This is a genomic window from Metabacillus sp. SLBN-84, from assembly GCF_053629595.1.
In genome coordinates this window covers 3535826-3553961 of record NZ_JBRJIP010000001.1, presented here as the reverse complement: position 1 = coordinate 3553961, position 18136 = coordinate 3535826, and the positions used below count along the sequence as shown (strand labels likewise).

Genomic DNA, 18136 nt, shown 5'->3' with positions numbered 1-18136 from the left:
GAGCGGCATCTCCTTTTCAAATGGTTTTCTGGCCAAGTTTCCGGTGAAGCCTTAGCAGGGTGAGTGTGAAATCCTCGGTGTTTTCATTAGTGTTATGAAGTTCCTGAATGACTGCACCTTCGTCAAGGAAAAAAATTCTGTCTGAAAGCTCGGCAGCCACATCCATCATGTGAGTTGAAAACAGGATAATATGTCCTTCTTTTTTTAAGCGTTTGACGGTATCTATGAATCGGTCAATCCAGTATGGATCCAGACCATTTGTCGGCTCATCCATCACCAGAACTTTTCCGCCTCCAAGCAGTGCCTGACCGAAAATAAGACGCTGGCGCATCCCTTTGGAAAGTTCTTTTACGAGAGTTTGTCTCTTATCCATCAGGCCAATTTCAATAAGAACATCAGAGATTTTTTTTGCCGGCGCTTTTCGCAGGGCTCCATAAAACTGCAGAAATTCCTCCACCTTCAGGTAGTTTTGTGCCAGAAAATCATCCGGCATGTAGGTAAGCTCCTGCAAATAGTCTTTACGGTTTTTATGAAGTGCATGGTCATCAAGCATAATGGTACCGGCTGATGGAGCGGATAAACCGGCAATCATATCAAGCAGTGTGCTTTTTCCTGCTCCGTTCCCGCCGCACAATGCGATGCATTCTCCGGGCGAAGCCTGAAATGACAGGGGCAGCAGGGCTGCTTTCTTTTTATATGTTTTTGAAAGATCTGAAACCTGAAGCATCGCTATGCCCTCCTCCTTCTGTTGAGCCTGAAATCTGCAAGCAGAATGCAAAGAAAGGAAAAGATGAAAGTGTAGTAAATCAGAACTGCCCAAGTAATCCAATGCTCATAAAACGACACCATCTTATCGTAGCTCTGCCCGAAAACGGAACCTCCGTCAAGCTTGACAACAAAAATAAAACGGATTAGTTCTGCAGGATTAACAAACAGCGTGCTTTTCAAGAAAAAGCTTATCATTGAATAAGGCAGAAGGTTCAGCACGCCAATCAGAGCAGAAGGCCACAGCATGATCAGCAAGAACCAAATGAAAACGGAAATCGACAGGGCCTGCCATCTGCCGGTTGTAAACGTTCCAATGACAAGGCCAATGAGCAAAAAGAAAAAGATCAGGGCGCATGCAAATACATACAGGGCGATAAGCCATTTAGCTGAAAAAGAAATTCCGGCCAGAAGGCCTATTAAGCTGCTCACTCCGAAACTTAAAGTGAAAATAAGCCATTGTGAAGTGAATTGACCTAAAAATTTCCCAATTAAGTAACTGACAATTGATAATGGATAGGACGACAGCAGACGGTACTGTCCATTTTCCATTTCATTTGCGATTGAAAAGGAACCATTTACAAGCATAAACAGCGGAATGATATACAAAAGAAGATTCATAATCGTTCCTGTTATATTGGTGTAGCCCGAAAATGAAGCCGAACTGCTCTGCAATAGAAACAGGAACGATAAAATCGTCATCCATAAAAGAACGAATGCATAGTAGGAACGCTGTCTTAAAGTCACTAATACTTCTGATTGCCATATGGTCCACATGGAAAAACTCCCCCGTTCTGCAAAGCCTTAATTGTGTAAGTGATCATTTCTACTGCAGGGGACAGCAAGCCGTTCTTAATGACTGTGCTCCTCGCTGCTTTCTTCTTCATGGCTATGCTCCTCAGATCCTTCACCTCCGTGCATACCGTCCTCTGAGTGAGAATGAGGCTCCATGCCTTCCATATCCATCATTTCTTTATTCATTTCCCATTTGTGATTAGAGAGATCTTCATAAGATAAAAGCTCTCCGCCATTTTTTTCAGTAAACGTTTTTGCATCTTTTTCTTCGGCAAAAGAAATGACATTGTAAGCCATTGGCGTTTTTATGCTTTTTTCGTAAACGTAAAATGCTTTTTCTGATTCAATCCAGTCCTCTGTATTGTAATCTCTGACAAAGGTGGCTTTTATTTTTTCCATACTCTCATTCTTCCAGGTGAACATGCAGCCGATGTCATCAAACGTTAAAACTTTCTTGTTTTCAAGGATGGCCTGTGTGGCAAACTGGTTGTCCATAACGGCCATATTGCAGACTTCGCAAACGTCCGTCTCTTCGTTAATTGCCCGCGGCTTTACTTCCTGAGAACAGGCCCCAAGAAGCAGGATCACTCCTGTAAGCATAAGCATGGTCATCATTTTTCCGTATTTCATGTAAAATTCCTCCTTAATATATAGGTCAGCAGCGAGCTTGTGATAATCATGAAAAGACTAATCATCCACACTCTTCTTCCGGATTCGGGTGCGCTTTGACTGGCTGGCGGTGCCATCAGCGGTTCCCTGTCTGCCAGCAGGAGAGAGTCAGGGCTTTTCAGCATCTTTTGAAGCAGATTCATTCCAGGCGACTGGAAGAAGAGCTGATACTCAGGGACTTCTTCGGCCAATCCTAAAAAGAAAGGATCGACCTTATAGGGAATGGCACTTTTCCCAGTTGGGGCAAGGTCAACTTTCCAGGCCTGATCCCAGTAATTTTCCTTTAGTATGTTGTCATGGCTGTCGATGGCATGTGCATCATTGACATTTCCCTCAAACGTGTTCAGAGAGACATGGTTTGAGAATGAGTTCTGAAACTGAATGCCAATGAAATTGGACTGAATGGTATTGTCTTTGACTTCAATTTCACTGGACTGCTCCAGTTTTATGCCGATGCGGTTATGATCAAATTGATTGTTCACGATTTTGGACTTCTGTGTGTTGTACATCAAAAAGCCATAGGAATTTACGTTTTGGGAGTTATCTGAGATGAGATTGTTTTTAAAAGAAGTATTTTCGCTTTCCATAATCATGGCCCCGATAAAGTTATTCCGGGATTCATTTCCTTCAATGGAAAGGTTTTTAGAAAACATTAAATGAAATCCGTACCTTGATTCAAGAATCGTATTTCCTCTGAACGAATTGGTGCTGCTGTCTTCTATGTAAATACCGTCCAGAACATTGTTAATCTTCGATTGAGTAATCTCATTCTTGGTCGAATTTAATAAGAAGATGCCGTTTTCTTCACCGTTTCCCTTAATGGAGATATCAGAAAAGCGAGAGTTATGCACGTTATCCAGGTTCATACCAATGGAATTGGTCCGGATGGCTACATTGTTTATTTTCAGGTTATCACCTGTTGCTGCCAATGCCGGATGGTCGTAACCATCCTGGATAATTTCAACGTTTTCAATTGAAATGCCGCTGCTTTTCAAGGTGATAACCTCTTCTTCTGAGTTTTCTGAGGACTTAATCACTGATTTATCGCTGCCTATAATTTCTATAGGTTTTGAGATGACAGCAGGACCGCTATAGGTACCTCCTTTCAAATGGATTTTTTCGCCAGGTGCAGCCTGGTCAATGATTGTCTGCAGGTCGTTTTTCTTTTCTGCATGCGCACTTTGGGCAGATATGACCATCAGCAAGCAAAAAGAACAAATACCAAAGTAGTTTTTCATTCTACTGACATCCTCACAAACGATAGGCTCTTCAAATGACAATTGAAGGCTGTATTGAAACCAATAAGAATATAGCATCAAGATGTGAAGCAATCGTGAAGTTGCAGATTTGGACACAAAATCATCATAATGTGTCCTCATTTAAGAGTATGAACCTGTTGCAATGACCCCAAACTTCCATGGACTATTTCTGAATAAAATTGAATCTTTTTGGAAAATGTTTGTTTTCCTCACACGAATTTCACAATCATCCTGTAGGCTAAAACTCATCAAACATCATCACTAGTGGAGAAAGAATCGGGGTGCAGCATGAAAAAGACAATAGTTTTGTTCATCTTCATGACTCTTCTTGTTGTTTCGGGATGTGGATTAGGCAAGGACAAAGAGTATCAGATGGAATCATTTACGTTTAAGAATCAAAATGGAGAAAACTTTGGCACAGAACAGCTCAAGGGTGAGGTCTGGATCGCAGATTTTATTTTTACTAGCTGCGAAACAGTCTGTCCGCCAATGACAGCTGCAATGGCAGCGCTGCAAAAGCAGCTGAAAGAGGAAAATCTTCATGTCCAGCTTGTTTCCATTAGCGTTGATCCTGATGTGGATACACCTGAAAAGCTGAAAAAGTTCATGCAAAAGTTTTCTAAGGATGAATCGAACTGGAACATGCTGACGGGTTATTCACAAAAGGAGATTGAAACATTCGCCAGAGAAGAATTTCAGAGTCTGGTTCAAAAGCCGGAGTCATCTGATCAGGTCATACATGGAACCAACTTTTACCTGGTTAACCGCCATGGTGAAATTGTAGATGATTACAGCTTTACGCAAGGAAAACAGTTTCAGGAACTCATTTCTGATGTGAAAAAACAATTATAGGCTGAGGAGAAAGAAGAAGATGAACAGTCAAGCGAGAAAACACGAGATAATAGAAGAACGTCTGCATGAAAAAAGCGAAACAAATAAAAAGAAAGCAAGGTCCTCTCTCTATCAGGCTGTATGGAGATGGCATTTTTATGCGGGCATTTTTTTTGCGCCATTTTTAATCATTCTTGCTTTTAGCGGAGGGGTGTATCTTTTTAAGCCGGAAATAGAAAACTTCCTTTACAAAGATCTGTATTTTGCTGAAGAAACGGGTACAGAGTCACAATCTCCTTCAGCGTTAGTCTCAGAAGTGAAAAAAGAGCTTCCGGAAAGTGCAGTGACTTCCATAAAGTTTTATGATGATCCTGCCCGGACGGCAGAAATTGGTGTCATGCAAAATGGACAGATGAGTTCTGTTTATATCAATCCGTATTCGGGTGAAGTTCAGGGAAGCTTAAAAGCCAAAGAGAAATTCACCGAAATCTTTAAGAAGATTCACAGTGAATTGCTTGTCGGAGGCACTGCTGCAAACAGGCTTGTTGAGCTTGCAGCATGCTGGGCCGTCATTCTTTTATTAACAGGTCTGTATATCTGGTTTCCGAGAAATAAAGCGTCAATTTGGGGAACGGTCCTGCCGCGATTTACTAAAAACAGCCGAACGTTCTGGCGTGATATGCATGCAGTACCGGCGTTTTGGTTTTCGGTTGCTATTTTCGTCCTGATTGCTACAGGTCTTCCGTGGTCAGGTGTGATGGGCGGACAGATCAGTAAACTGGCGACAGCAACAAATACAGGGGCTCCGCCGTTCGCGTACAGCTGGGGGGAGAAGCCGGAGTCCGCGTTGACAAAAGATGTAGCGGAGGACGTTTCATGGGCAGCAGAGAACATTCCGGTTCCTGCATCAAATGTTCAGGCGCTTCCAATTTCACTTGAGGATGTGCAGTTTCTTTCTGAAGAACAAAACGTAGCCAAGCCGTACACAATTTCCATGCCTCAGGGAGAAAAGGGCGTCTATACAGTGTCTGCTTCTCATCCTAATCCAAGTACGGATGCAACGCTCCACATCGATCAATACAGCGGAGCAGTTCTAAGTGATGTGAGGTTTGATGACTACGGGATCATGGCTAAGCTCATTTCATACGGAATCTCTTTGCATGAAGGAACATTATTCGGAAAGGCAAACCAGATAGGAGGGCTGATCGTCTGTCTTGGTCTGATCGGACTCATTGTCAGCTCGTTTATTCTCTGGCGAAAAAGAAAACCAAAAAGCAGAGCGGGCGCACCTGCACAAACAAAACACAAAAACACTGCACGCGGAGTGCTCATTATGATGTTGATCCTTGGAGTCATCATGCCGCTTGTTGGAATTTCAATCATTGCTGTTTACTTACTGGACCGATTCGTTTTGAGAAAAATCAAACCGCTTAAAGCGTGGATAGGGTGAAATCATGAAACCGAATATTGTGTTGATCATCTTAACCTGTTTTTTTATCCTTGTAGGATGTGCAGCTAATACAGACAAAGCAAAAGAACAGCAAATGAAACTAGTAGAGGTCAATATAAAGCTGCCTGAGGATGTTTCTTTGAACGAGCAGCTGACTTTTGAAGCAGAATTGTCCCAAGGCGGCAAAGCTGTAGAGGATGCTGATGAGGTCCTGTTTGAAATCTGGAAAGCGAACGAAAAGGAAAAAGGAGTTAAAGTGAAGGCGTCTCATACTAAAAACGGTCTTTACACGGCACAAAACACCATTAAAGAAAAAGGTGTTTATTATATACAGACACATGTTACTGCCCGCAGCATGCATGTCATGCCTAAAAAGCAATTTACAGTTGGAGATGTGTCGAAAGAAGAGCTAGAAGCTGCTGCAGAAGAAACCGAGAATGGCACTAATGCCGGCCATTCAGAGGGGCATGGTCACCACTGAGAGTATTGTTTAAATTCGCAGAGTTGAGGGAAACTACACTTTAATATGAAAAGAAAGTAGGAACCCGCTATGTTATGGACGATTATTGGACTTTTAATCTTATTTTGGATTCTCGGGCTTGTTTTCAAGGTTGCAGGAGGAATTATCCACATCCTTTTAGTTCTTGCCTTGATTGTGTTTTTGTACAACTTCTTTATGAAAAGAAAAGGCAGGGCACGGGGATAAGTGCGAGAGACCGAAGGGAAGCGAAAGCTGACTTCGGTCTTTTTTTTATGCTCTATAAATTCGAAAAAATTTTAAGACTGTTGATGATGTTGCAAAGTTATCTTCGGCAAGCGGAAGCGCCTAGATCCTCTGTCAGAACAAATCCGGCAAAAAGGCGGGACCCGGAATTTTTTCTGCCGGATTCTTATCTGTCTATCGGATCTGACCAAGGCGCTTGCGCTTTTGTTCGTAATGTTGTGATACAATGGAAAGATAGTTCACTATGTGAAGAAACGATACTAAGATAAGCAATCAGCTTGCTGGGAGACTAAACATGACTAAAGAAAAAAACGTAAAAATCATACCGCTTGGCGGGATGGGCGAAATCGGAAAGAACATGTATGTGGTTGAGTATGGCGGAGAAATCGTCATTGTTGATGCTGGTGTTAAGTTTCCGGATGAAGAATTAAGGGGCGTTGATTACATCATTCCCGATTACTCGTATCTTGTGAAGAATGCCGGAAGAGTAAAAGGCCTGTTCATTACTCATGGACATGAAGATCATATCGGCGGAGTGCCGTTTTTGTTGAAAAAATTAAATGTGCCGGTCTATGCCGGGGGACTGGCTATGGGCTTTATCCGGAACAAGCTCGAAGAACATGGGCTGCTGAGAGAAGCAGAACTGCACGACATTACGGAAGACAGCTTGATTGAACTTGGTGAATTGAATGTGTCCTTTTTCCGGACGACGCACAGTATCCCTGATTCATTCGGAGTTGTGATTCACACACCGCAGGGGAACGTGGTTCATACGGGTGACTTTAAATTTGATTTAACTCCGGCTGGTCCGGAGCAGGACTTGTCTAAGATTGCAAAAGTCGGGCAGGACGGGGTTCTCTGTCTTTTATCTGACAGCACCAACAGCGAAATTCCGGGGTTCTCTGTTTCTGAGAAGAAAATCGGCCAGAATATTTTGAACGTTGTCAGAAAGCAGTCGGGACGAATTATCGTCGCTCTGTTTGCATCAAACGTGTTCCGTCTTCAGCAGGTGATTCAGGCATCTGTCGCATGCGGAAGAAAGGTTGCCTACACAGGGAGAAGCATGGAAAGAGCGATCGGCATCGGCCTTGAGCTCGGATATATTGATGCTCCGAAAGGAACGTTCATTGATCCGAACGAAATCAGTGCCTACAAAAACAGCGAGCTGACCATTCTTTGTACGGGAAGCCAGGGAGAGCCCTTTGCTGCCCTTTCACGAATTGCAGAAGGAAAGCACCGCCATATCCATATTGAAGAAGGTGACACGATTATCTTCTCATCTTCTCCAATTCCGGGGAATGTCCTCAGCGTGAACCGCATCGTCAACAAACTGATGAAAGCGGGAGCGGATGTCATTGATAACAAGCTTTATGACATTCATACATCAGGACATGGCGGCCAGGAAGAGCTGAAGCTGATGCTTAAGCTTCTGAAACCGAAATTCCTTGTGCCGATCCACGGGGAGTACCGCATGCAGAAAATGCATCAGACACTTGCCTTGGACTGCTTTGTGCCGGAAGAAAACATCTTTATTCTCGACAATGGACAGGTTCTCAATGTGTCAAAAGAGAAAGCTTACCAGGCAGGCAGAGTGCCGGCGCGGTCTGTTTATGTGGACGGCCACGGAATCGGTGATGTCGGAACCTCTCTGCTTGGCGAACGGAAACAGCTGGCAGACAGCGGAATCTTATCGATTCTTCTTTTCAAAGAAGGAGAGGAAATCATCCGCAAGCCGCAGATCATTTCGAGAGGCTTTGTCTATTTAAGAGAATCAAGCAGCTTTATGGGAGAAATTGAAACGAGGGCAGCAGCTCTTGTTGATCAGCATCCAACAGATGATATTGAACGGAAATTAAGTTCAGCTATTTCTGATTTCATCTACAAAAAATTGAAGAGGTCCCCAATTGTCGTGACGAAAGTCATTGATGTGACAAGGGGATAATGAAAAAAGCTCTGACATGTTTCAGAGCTTTTTGCTTTTAACAGAAATCTGTTCAATATCGCCGAGCACGACGGTATAAAAAATCAAGCCAATGACGAGCACGGCTGCCGCAATGATGAAAGCAAGATCAAATGACCCTGTTGCGTCAACTATGTATCCGGTCAAAAATGTCGCTATGATCCCGCCGAAAAGGTTGTTCGCAAAATTGACCATTGAACTCAGGATGGCTGTTGTGCCGGGCGGTGCAAGCTTTGCTGCAATGGTCCAGCCGATTGGAGCTGTTGCAGATATGCCCGCAAGGCCGATGGAAATAAAAATCATCGACAGGACGGGGCTTGATGTAAAGATGGATCCGATGAAAAATAGGCCAATTAGGAGACCCGACACGATCACGTTTTTATATACTCTGTCAGGAGGATATCCTTTCTTAATCATGCTGTCGACAAGCCACCCGCCAGCCAGTATACCAGAGAGCGCGGCAATCAGCCACGGAATGGCTGTGTAAAGAGCGGAAGACAGCAAATCCAGCTGAAACTGCTCCTTAAAAAACGTCGGCAGCCACAGAAGCAGCAGGTTGAAGGTATAACCGTACCCGGTAAAACCGATCATCAGCCCCCAGGCCTTTCTTTTTGTAAAAAACGTCTTAAGCACGAGTGCCGCTTTGTAAGAAGGAAGGTCTGCGGAATCTTCATACATATGAATGTAGTTGATTTCTTCTTTGGATATGCTCTTGTGAGTGTCCGGCTCGTCGTAATACTTCCAGAAGACAAAGGTAAACAGCACGTTAATGGCCCCAATTGCCAAAAAAGCTGTTTTCCAGTCATAAAGGGTAATCAAAATCGCTACAAGAGGCCCGCCGATTACATTTGAAAGCTTGGCAGAAGAATCAAACAGGGCATTGGCAAGTCCTCTCTCATGAAAAGGAAACCAGCTGGCTGTAGCTTTTGCGGCGGCAGGAAAGGCAGACGCGCTGGTGATGCCTGTGAAAAAACGGATGATATATAAAAGCAGAGTACCTTGAATAAAGACAAGGCTGATTGTCAAAAACGTCCAGATGACCATGCCTGTCCTTGTTACCCAGCTGACTCCCCATCTGTCGAGCATACTGCCGATCGGAAGCTGCATAAGGGTGTAGGCATAGTTATACACCGTAAAAACAAGTCCCATTTCAAAGGCGCTCAGCGAAAAGGCTTTCTGAAGTTCAGGAGCAGCGGCAGCAAGGGCAACCCTGTCAAAGTAATTCAATATAATGAACGTGCTTAGAAGAGCGGATATTGTCCACCTTGTATTTTTTCCGGCGGGCCGGGCTATTTCTGTTTCATTACTCACCTATCACACCTGCCTTTCGAAAAGAAATCCATGGTATAGGTTTCCTCATTTAGGCAGCATCATGCTATGTAAACAAAAAAGACGGGGAGACATACCTAGTTGTGGATAATGAGAGTATCTTATGCTATTCGAGCAAGGTGAACGGATAATAGGGGACGAAAAGGCGAGTATCATATGCTATTCGAGCAAGGTGAGCTGATTATAACGTACGAAAACGAGAATATCTTATGCTATTCGAGCAAGGTGAGCGGATAATAGCATACGAAAAGGCGAGTATCTTATGCTATTCGAGCAAGGCGAGCGGATAATAGCGTACGAAAAGGCGAGTATCTTATGCTATTCGAGCAAGGTGAGCGGATAATAGCGTACGAAAAGGCGAGTATCTTATGCTATTCGAGCAAGGCGAACCAATAATAGCGTACGAAAGCGGAAGTGTCTTATGATATTCGAGTATACGGGCAGGAGACTAGTGCAACAAATCAAAAGCATCAAAGAAAAAGGGTGAATTTGAGTAGTTTTTACTCAAATTCACCCTGATTTATTTCTGGACCAGACTTCTTGTATTTTAGTGATTAGCTGCTTTGGCATTCGGTTTATCGTAGAGGGCAAGTTTTTCTAAAAGACTGCTGCTGTCGTCGTTTAGACCGGTTATGATAACTTCCTTGCCGTGCTGTCTGTATTTCATGATAATTTTATCAATCGCTCCTGCAGCCGAATCATCCCAGAGGTGGGCGCTGCTTAAATCAAGATAAATGGTGCGGGCTTCTTCTTTAAAATCAAAAGCAGCTACAAGGTTCTGGACGGAAGCAAAGAAAACTTGCCCGTGCACTTTGTATGTTTTCGCCATTGTCCGCTTATCTGTAAACGATTCGACGTGCACCTTAGATATTTTAGCGGCAAAGAAAAGAGCGCTTAAAACAACTCCGGCCAGCACACCTTTGGATAGGTCATGTGTAGCGACGACCGTCACGACTGTGACAACCATGACTGCCGCATCTGACTTCGGCATGACATGAAGCTTTGTGAGCGAGGACCAGTCGAACGTCCCGATTGACACCATAATCATAACCCCGACAAGGGCTGCCATTGGGATTTGAACGAGCAGATCGTTCAGTAAAACAATAAGAACCATCAGGAAGACACCTGCGACAAACGTTGAAAGCCTGCCTCTTCCCCCTGACTTCACATTAATGACGGACTGGCCGATCATGGCACAGCCTGCCATACCGCCGAAAAATCCATTCACAATGTTAGCGATGCCCTGTCCTTTGGCTTCTTTATTTTTATCACTTTCCGTATCTGTCATATCATCGACAATTTGAGCTGTCAGCAGGGATTCCAATAAACCTACAAGAGCAAGCGCAAAGGAATAAGGAAGGATGATCTGCAGTGTTTCGAATGTTAATGGTATTTGGGGGATTAAAAACATTGGCAGTTCCTGCGCCAATTCACCCATATCACCGACTGTGCGCACACCGGCACCCGTCATAACCGCAATGACCGAGATGACAACAATGGCAACGAGCGGAGACGGCACGGCAGTTGTGAATCTAGGCAGAATATAAATAATGGCCAGTGCTCCTGCTACCATCGCATACATGATCCAGGATTCTCCCGCAAAATGTGGAAGCTGAGCCATAAAAATGAGAATAGCCAAAGAGTTAACAAAGCCGACCATTACAGATCTCGGAATAAACCGCATCGCCCTTCCGAGTTTAAGTGCACCCATGACATACTGAATGATGCCTGTGAGAACAGTAGCGGCAAGAAGATACTGAAGACCATGTTCAGCAACGAGCGTCACCATCAAAAGCGCCATCGCCCCGGTTGCAGCCGAAATCATGCCGGGCCTTCCCCCGACAAATGAAATAACCACCGCAATACAAAATGAAGCGTAGAGTCCGACCATGGGATCTACTCCTGCAATAATGGAAAAGGCAATGGCCTCTGGAATAAGCGCCAGAGCAACAACAATGCCGGACAGAATATCTCCGCGTATGTTGCCGAACCACTCCTGTTTAATTGTTTGTACGTTCAAATCTAAAAACACCTCTTTTTAATTATTTATGGCTTTCAACTCTCATGAAAGCCGGGTCCGTTAGTAACCTGAAAATTATATCATCGTACCCATAAAAGAGGTAATGTCATGTAAACGCCAACAAGAGGTATTTGCTTTAAATTTCTTCATTTTTCATCAGTTTGGTCTAGGATGGCAAAAATGGTGAACCGTTTGTTGAAATGGTTTCATCTATATCCAGAAAATACCGGATTTTGGCCTGTATTTGTCTAAAACCAACAAATAAAGCGCTTGAATATTGTTTTTTTAGAACGTTGTGAAAATTGTCGACAGGACGTAAGATGAGGGAGTAGAACAACTTTTATGAGGGGGTGCATGTAAAGTGGAAGCGATTACAAGAGACTTTTTCCTCTTCTTATCAAAGAACCATTTACTTAACAATATAGCTAAAAAGCGCGGAGGCAGTTTTGCAGCCGGCAAGATTATCGGTGGAACTGATTTTAAAAGTTCCATAAAGTTCATCAGACAGCTGAATGACAGCGGATTATCTGTAACAGTTGATCATCTTGGCGAATTTGTAGATTCAGAGGCCGTTACACGCGAGCGGACGGCAGAATGCATCGAAACCATTGAAATGATCAGCAGAGAGAAGCTTGATTCTCAGGTGTCACTGAAAATGACATCGCTCGGTCTTGATATCGACCGGAAGCTTGTTATTGAAAACATGACAAAGATTCTGGACACGGCAGAAAGACACGGCGTCATGGTCACCATTGACATGGAGGATGAAGTTCGCTGCCAGGCAACTCTTGATATCTTTAAAGAGTTTAAAGCGAAATACAGCTGTATCAGCACGGTGCTGCAGGCATACCTGTACCGCACAGAAAGAGATTTAAGCGACCTGGCTGACTATCAGCCGTTTCTCCGCCTTGTAAAAGGCGCATATAAAGAATCACCGGAAGTAGCGTTTCCTGAAAAGAAAGATGTAGATGAAAACTACAAAAAGCTGATTGAACAAAGCCTGCTTAACGGCAACTATACAGCTATAGCATCCCATGACGATCAAATCATCGAATATACGAAAATGCTTGCCAAAAAGCATCATATTCCTAATTCGCAATTTGAGTTTCAAATGCTCTACGGCATGAGAAGCAAAACGCAGCTTGACCTTGTGAAACAGGGCTACAAGATGCGCGTTTATGTTCCATACGGTCTTGACTGGTATGGCTACTTCATGAGAAGACTTGCCGAAAGACCTTCAAATATCGCATTTGCATTTAAAGGTATGGTCAAAAGCTAACCAATTTTATTAAAGGGAGAGGATCTGCATGATTCCATACAAACACGAACCATTTACTGATTTTTCAAACGAAGAAAACAAGAAAGCATACCTTGAGGCGCTTGAGCAGGTAGAAGGCTACCTTGGCCAGGATTATCCGCTTTATATTGGGGCAGAAAAGGTAACGACTGAAGACAAAATCACGTCTTACAACCCGGCTGACAAAGCTCAGGTAGTCGGACGCGTTTCAAAAGCAAACCGTGAGCTTGCTGAAAAGGCTATGCAGGAAGCATCTGCAGCATTTGAAAGCTGGAAAAAAGTAAAACCTGAAATCCGCGCTGACGTTCTTTTCAAAGCAGCGGCCATCATCCGCCGCCGCAAGCATGAGTTTTCGGCTCTTTTAACAAAGGAAGCGGGCAAGCCTTGGAATGAATCAGATGCGGACACAGCTGAAGCGATCGATTTCCTTGAGTTTTACGCTCGTCAAATGCTGAAGCTAAAAGACGGAGTGCCTGTTGAAAGCCGTCCAGGAGAATACAACCGCTATGACTACATTCCGCTTGGAGTTGGCATCATCATCTCTCCATGGAACTTCCCATTTGCGATCATGGCAGGAACGGCTGTTGCTGCAATCGTAACAGGAAATACGATTCTATTAAAACCGGCTTCAACAACTCCGGTCGTTGCAGCTAAATTCGTTGAGGTTATGCTTGAAGCGGGTCTTCCTGCAGGCGTTCTGAACTTTGTTCCTGGAAGCGGAGCAGAGGTTGGCGACTATCTGGTTGACCATCCGAAAACTCGCTTCATCTCATTTACCGGCTCACGCGATGTAGGCCTTCGCATCTTCAACCGTGCTTCACAGCTGAATGACGGCCAGATTTGGCTTAAGCGTGTAATCGCTGAAATGGGCGGTAAAGATACAATTGTAGTAGACAAAGAGGCAGACCTTGAGCTTGCTGCTCAATCCATCGTGAAATCAGCATTTGGCTTCTCGGGACAAAAGTGTTCTGCATGCTCGCGTGCGGTCATCGTTGAAGATGTATACGACCAAGTATTGAACCGTGCGGTTGAACTGACGAAAGAGCTGACAGTAGGCAATCCGACTGAAAACCACTTCATGGGTCCTGTGATTGATCAGGCTGCTTTTGACAAAATTATGAGCTACGTTGAAATCGGCAAAGAAGAGGGCCGCATTCTTGCAGGAGGCGAAGGCGACAGCTCAAAAGGCTTCTTCGTTCAGCCGACAATCGTTGCTGACGTAGATCCTAAAGCGCGCTTAATGCAGGAAGAAATCTTCGGACCGGTCGTTGCATTTGCTAAAGCAAAAGACTTTGATGAGGCGATTGAAATTGCCAACAACACAGAATACGGCCTGACTGGTGCTGTTATCACGAAAAACCGTGAAAACATGGAAAAAGCACGCGAAGATTTCCATGTAGGAAACCTTTACTTCAACCGCGGCTGCACAGGCGCCATTGTCGGCTACCAGCCATTCGGCGGATTTAATATGTCCGGCACTGACTCTAAAGCGGGCGGACCAGATTACCTTCAGCTTCACATGCAGGCAAAAACAACGTCTGAAACGTTCTGATTTCAGACCCAGGGTAAACAAAAGGGATAAAAAGAAGGAGGAAGTGACCAACCAAGTTGCTTCCTCTTTTTAAAGGCTGATTTCGCATGAAGATGCAGGAAGCTGCATTAAAAAAGGAAGCAGCCTCTATAAAATAGAGAGATTTTTGGCGGGAGAGGGGTACTTTTATGATAGACTATGCACTGCTTACATCGATAGGCATTTACATGGCAGGTATGCTGCTGATCGGGTATTTTGCCTATAAACGTACTTCGAATTTAAACGACTACATGCTTGGGGACCGCGGTCTCGGACCTGCTGTTACGGCTCTCAGCGCTGGAGCTGCCGATATGAGCGGATGGCTTTTGATGGGTCTTCCGGGGGCAATGTATGCGACGGGCTTAAGTTCCATATGGATTGTCATCGGGTTGACGCTTGGAGCTTATGCAAACTGGCTGTATGTTGCACCGCGCTTAAGAACATATACGGAAATTGCGAATAATTCCATCACCATTCCGTCCTTCCTTGAGAACAGGTTTGCAGACGGATCCCGGATTTTACGATTAATTTCGGCTTTAGTTATCTTAATATTCTTTACCTTTTACGTATCTTCAGGGATGGTTTCCGGTGGAGTGCTGTTTGAAAGCACGTTTGGGCTTGATTATCACACAGGCCTTTGGGTTTTAACGGGCGTTGTTGTCGCCTATACGCTGTTTGGAGGATTCCTTGCAGTAAGCTGGACTGATTTTGTTCAGGGAATTATTATGTTTGTTGCACTTATCCTGGTTCCGATTGTCACGGTGATTCATGTAGGAGGGTTCGGGCCTGCTTTTGAAACGCCGAAAACAATTAATCCGGCTTTGCTTGATATCTTTAAAGGTACAAGCTTCCTTGGCATCGTTTCACTCTTTGCGTGGGGACTCGGCTATTTCGGCCAGCCTCATATTATCGTCCGCTTTATGGCGATCAGCTCTGTGAAAGAAATTAAAAAGGCGCGCGCTATTGGAATGGGATGGATGATTTTTTCCAGTATCGGCGCGATGCTTACCGGATTTTTCGGCATCACTTATTTTGCGGGAGAGGGCACAAAGCTCGAGGATCCAGAGACCGTTTTCATTGTCCTTGGAGAAGTGTTGTTTCATCCTTTTATCACCGGATTTTTAATCTCGGCGATTCTCGCTGCCATCATGAGCACGATTTCTTCGCAGCTGCTTGTAACAGCAAGCTCGCTTACGGAGGATATGTATAAAACCTTCTTCAGGCGTTCGGCATCAGATAAAGAGCTTGTCTTTTTAGGAAGAATGTCCGTCCTTCTCATCTCTGTCATCGCCCTGTTTCTTTCATGGGAGCAAAATGATACGATTCTTGGACTTGTCGGGTATGCATGGGCAGGCTTTGGTTCTTCATTTGGACCGCTGATCCTCCTGAGCCTTTTCTGGAAGCGCATGACGAAGTGGGGTGCCCTCGCCGGGATGGTTGTCGGCGCAGCAACTGTCATCATCTGGTCAATGGCCGGATTGTCAGACATGCTTTATGAAATGATTCCGGGCTTTGCCGCAAGCTTGATTGCCATTGTTGCAGTCAGTCTGATCACACCAAAGCCTCCTAAAGAAGCAGGGGAGCAATTTGATGAATTTGAACGAGTGTTGAAGCAGTAATATCCAGCAGGAAGTCCCTCTATGCGGACTTCCTGTTTTTTTCGGCTATTCCATTCTTCTGATCAAAAGGTATATAATTAGGTTCATCAATTTACCTAAAGAATCGGGGGGCCGATCTGCATGATCCTTGAGAAGATCCAGACCATTACAAACATTAATGATATTACGGATATGGTCAGCACCTATTTGAAAAAGCCGGTTGTGATTGAAAATGACCAATTCTCTCTTTTGTCCTACAGTTCGTATTACATCGATCAGTTTGATCAGGCGAATCAGCAGACCATTTTCACGAAACACTGGCCCATTCCTATTTTAGAAAAGTTTATGGATGAAGGAATTGTGGAACAGCTGAAGACCATTCCCCATCCTTTCAGAGTGAAACAGATTGCGGAAATCGGCCTTAATCAGCGTGTCGTTGTAAGCGCTATTTATAAAGAACAGGTTTTTGGCTATATATGGGTTCAGGAGACAGAGCCTATGTCAGAGGAGGATCTCGATTTTCTTCATGAAGTGTCCCGTCACATCGGGAAGCTTCTCTATCAAAAAAATCAGATTAACCTGAGAGAAAACGAAGAAAAAAACGAGTTCTACAAAAAGATCATCGGGCAGGCGTTTCAAACGGAAAATCAGATCAGGTGGGAAGCGGCAAATCACAGCATCATGATTCCGGAAACGTTTATTGTCACAATCTTCACGGTCTCCCAAAGTGAGGAGGAGCAGCTGGAGGAACTGACGGAAACGGTCAGGCTGTTTGCCAATGCACTGAATCATTTTGCACACGTCTTTACCGATCAGCTGAAGGTGGTCGTCATTATCGGAAGCAATGCAAAAGTATCCGATCAGCTCTCGGCAAGTGCAGCAGAACTGACGTCGACGGTCATTTCCCAGCTTGGCGGCTATAAGATATATGCCGGCATCGGCAATTCGTATTCCTCCATCCTGCAGCTAAGAAAATCTTACTTTGAGGCTCTTGAAGTGATTAACGCTGCCAAGTTTATCGGTTCATCCGAAAAGCTGCCGTTTACATACAGCAAGCTCGGCATTTTCAGATACTTGGAGACCATTTCAAAGCACCACAGTATTACCGGCTACAACAATACAAGCCTCCAGATACTGAGGAAAAAAGATGAGGAAAGCCAGACGAAGCTGATTCATACGCTTGAAATTTATCTGCTTAATAACTGCAAACTGAAACCAACCGCTGAACAGCTGTTTGTTCACACAAATACACTCAAATACCGGATAAATCAAATTCAGGAGCTGACTTCGATCGATTTTGATGATTTTTATACGCGGATTCAGCTGTATATTGATCTGCAGCTTTTGAAAAAAGAGATTTAGACGGGGAGGACTTTTTTGATGTATTCGATTCTATTATTCCTGATTGCAGGTCTTTTAGAAATTGGAGGCGGCTACTTGATCTGGCTTTGGCTGCGCGAAGGAAAACCTGTTTACTGGGGAATATTCGGCGGCGTGTCGCTTGCTGTCTATGGAATCATTGCAGCGATGCAGACGTTCCCTTCGTTCGGACGGGTCTACGCTGCTTACGGAGGGATTTTCATCATTCTCTCAGTTCTTTGGGGATGGGGAGTTGACCGGAAGACGCCAGATCTCTATGATTGGGTCGGCGCAGGCATCTGCCTTGTCGGAGTTTCCGTTATGCTGTTTGCGCCGAGGGATTGAGAGGTTACTTTCAGGCGTTTTTGATGATTGGATTGTTAGCGGTGTGTTTTGGACTGTTAGACCGGAAATTTGGATTGTTAGCGAACCGAATTGGATTGTTAGACGGGGTGTTTGGCTTGTTAGCCGGCCCAATTGGCTTGTTGGACCTTAAAATTGGTTCGCAGT

16 protein-coding genes are annotated in these 18136 nt (G+C 44.3%); 10 read left to right on the top strand and 6 right to left on the bottom strand.

What is annotated here, in order from left to right; genetic code table 11:
- Positions 1-16: 16 nt before the first annotated feature.
- The 4 genes from RKD52_RS17960 to RKD52_RS17945 form a co-directional block, all read right to left on the bottom strand.
- Positions 17-727, bottom strand: a complete 711-nt coding sequence (locus tag RKD52_RS17960) for an ABC transporter ATP-binding protein (protein WP_454100785.1) — start codon at positions 725-727, stop codon at positions 17-19.
- 2 nt (positions 728-729) lie between these two features.
- Positions 730-1542: an ABC transporter permease gene (locus tag RKD52_RS17955; protein ID WP_454100784.1), complete on the bottom strand. Its 813-nt coding sequence runs from the start codon at positions 1540-1542 to the stop codon at positions 730-732.
- Positions 1543-1617: 75 nt separating this feature from the next.
- Positions 1618-2190 (bottom strand): nitrous oxide reductase accessory protein NosL, encoded by a 573-nt coding sequence (locus RKD52_RS17950; RefSeq protein WP_454100783.1) that lies wholly within the window; start codon positions 2188-2190, stop codon positions 1618-1620.
- Positions 2187-3467 (bottom strand): right-handed parallel beta-helix repeat-containing protein, encoded by a 1281-nt coding sequence (locus RKD52_RS17945; protein ID WP_454100782.1) that lies wholly within the window; start codon positions 3465-3467, stop codon positions 2187-2189. Before RKD52_RS17945 ends, RKD52_RS17950 begins: the two co-directional genes overlap by 4 nt.
- A 309-nt stretch (positions 3468-3776) precedes the next feature.
- Here RKD52_RS17945 and RKD52_RS17940 point away from each other — a divergent pair, with 309 nt between their 5' ends.
- The 5 genes from RKD52_RS17940 (at position 3777) to RKD52_RS17920 (ending at position 8435) form a co-directional block, all read left to right on the top strand.
- Positions 3777-4340 carry an SCO family protein gene (locus RKD52_RS17940; RefSeq protein WP_454100781.1) on the top strand — a complete coding sequence of 188 codons (564 nt, stop codon included), beginning with the start codon at positions 3777-3779 and terminating at the stop codon, positions 4338-4340.
- 19 nt (positions 4341-4359) lie between these two features.
- Positions 4360-5769 carry a PepSY-associated TM helix domain-containing protein gene (locus RKD52_RS17935; protein WP_454100780.1) on the top strand — a complete coding sequence of 470 codons (1410 nt, stop codon included), beginning with the start codon at positions 4360-4362 and terminating at the stop codon, positions 5767-5769.
- Positions 5770-5773: 4 nt separating this feature from the next.
- Positions 5774-6250, top strand: a complete 477-nt coding sequence (locus tag RKD52_RS17930; protein ID WP_454100779.1) for a FixH family protein — start codon at positions 5774-5776, stop codon at positions 6248-6250.
- Between the two features lie 69 nt (positions 6251-6319).
- Positions 6320-6475: a lmo0937 family membrane protein gene (locus RKD52_RS17925; RefSeq protein WP_139015520.1), complete on the top strand. Its 156-nt coding sequence runs from the start codon at positions 6320-6322 to the stop codon at positions 6473-6475.
- Between the two features lie 313 nt (positions 6476-6788).
- Entirely contained in the window at positions 6789-8435 is a 1647-nt protein-coding gene (locus RKD52_RS17920; protein WP_454100778.1) for a ribonuclease J, read from the top strand.
- 21 nt (positions 8436-8456) lie between these two features.
- Here the strand turns inward: RKD52_RS17920 and RKD52_RS17915 are convergent, their stop codons facing one another.
- On the bottom strand, positions 8457-9764 hold the full coding sequence (locus tag RKD52_RS17915) for an MFS transporter (RefSeq protein ID WP_454100777.1): 1308 nt from the start codon (positions 9762-9764) through the stop codon (positions 8457-8459).
- Between the two features lie 565 nt (positions 9765-10329).
- Positions 10330-11802, bottom strand: a complete 1473-nt coding sequence (locus RKD52_RS17910; RefSeq protein ID WP_454100776.1) for a SulP family inorganic anion transporter — start codon at positions 11800-11802, stop codon at positions 10330-10332.
- A gap of 361 nt (positions 11803-12163) precedes the next feature.
- Here RKD52_RS17910 and RKD52_RS17905 point away from each other — a divergent pair, with 361 nt between their 5' ends.
- The 5 genes from RKD52_RS17905 (at position 12164) to RKD52_RS17885 (ending at position 17971) form a co-directional block, all read left to right on the top strand.
- Complete coding sequence (locus RKD52_RS17905) at positions 12164-13081, top strand: proline dehydrogenase family protein (protein WP_029283482.1); 918 nt, start codon at positions 12164-12166, stop codon at positions 13079-13081.
- A 28-nt stretch (positions 13082-13109) separates the two neighbouring features.
- Positions 13110-14651: an L-glutamate gamma-semialdehyde dehydrogenase gene (pruA, locus tag RKD52_RS17900; RefSeq protein WP_454100775.1), complete on the top strand. Its 1542-nt coding sequence runs from the start codon at positions 13110-13112 to the stop codon at positions 14649-14651.
- Positions 14652-14833: 182 nt separating this feature from the next.
- A complete protein-coding gene (gene putP / locus RKD52_RS17895) occupies positions 14834-16288 on the top strand; it encodes a sodium/proline symporter PutP (RefSeq protein WP_454101261.1) in 1455 nt (484 codons plus the stop codon).
- 120 nt (positions 16289-16408) lie between these two features.
- Positions 16409-17629: a PucR family transcriptional regulator gene (locus RKD52_RS17890; protein ID WP_454100774.1), complete on the top strand. Its 1221-nt coding sequence runs from the start codon at positions 16409-16411 to the stop codon at positions 17627-17629.
- A gap of 18 nt (positions 17630-17647) precedes the next feature.
- A complete protein-coding gene (locus RKD52_RS17885; protein ID WP_454100773.1) occupies positions 17648-17971 on the top strand; it encodes a YnfA family protein in 324 nt (107 codons plus the stop codon).
- The last annotated feature ends 165 nt before the right edge of the window (positions 17972-18136 follow it).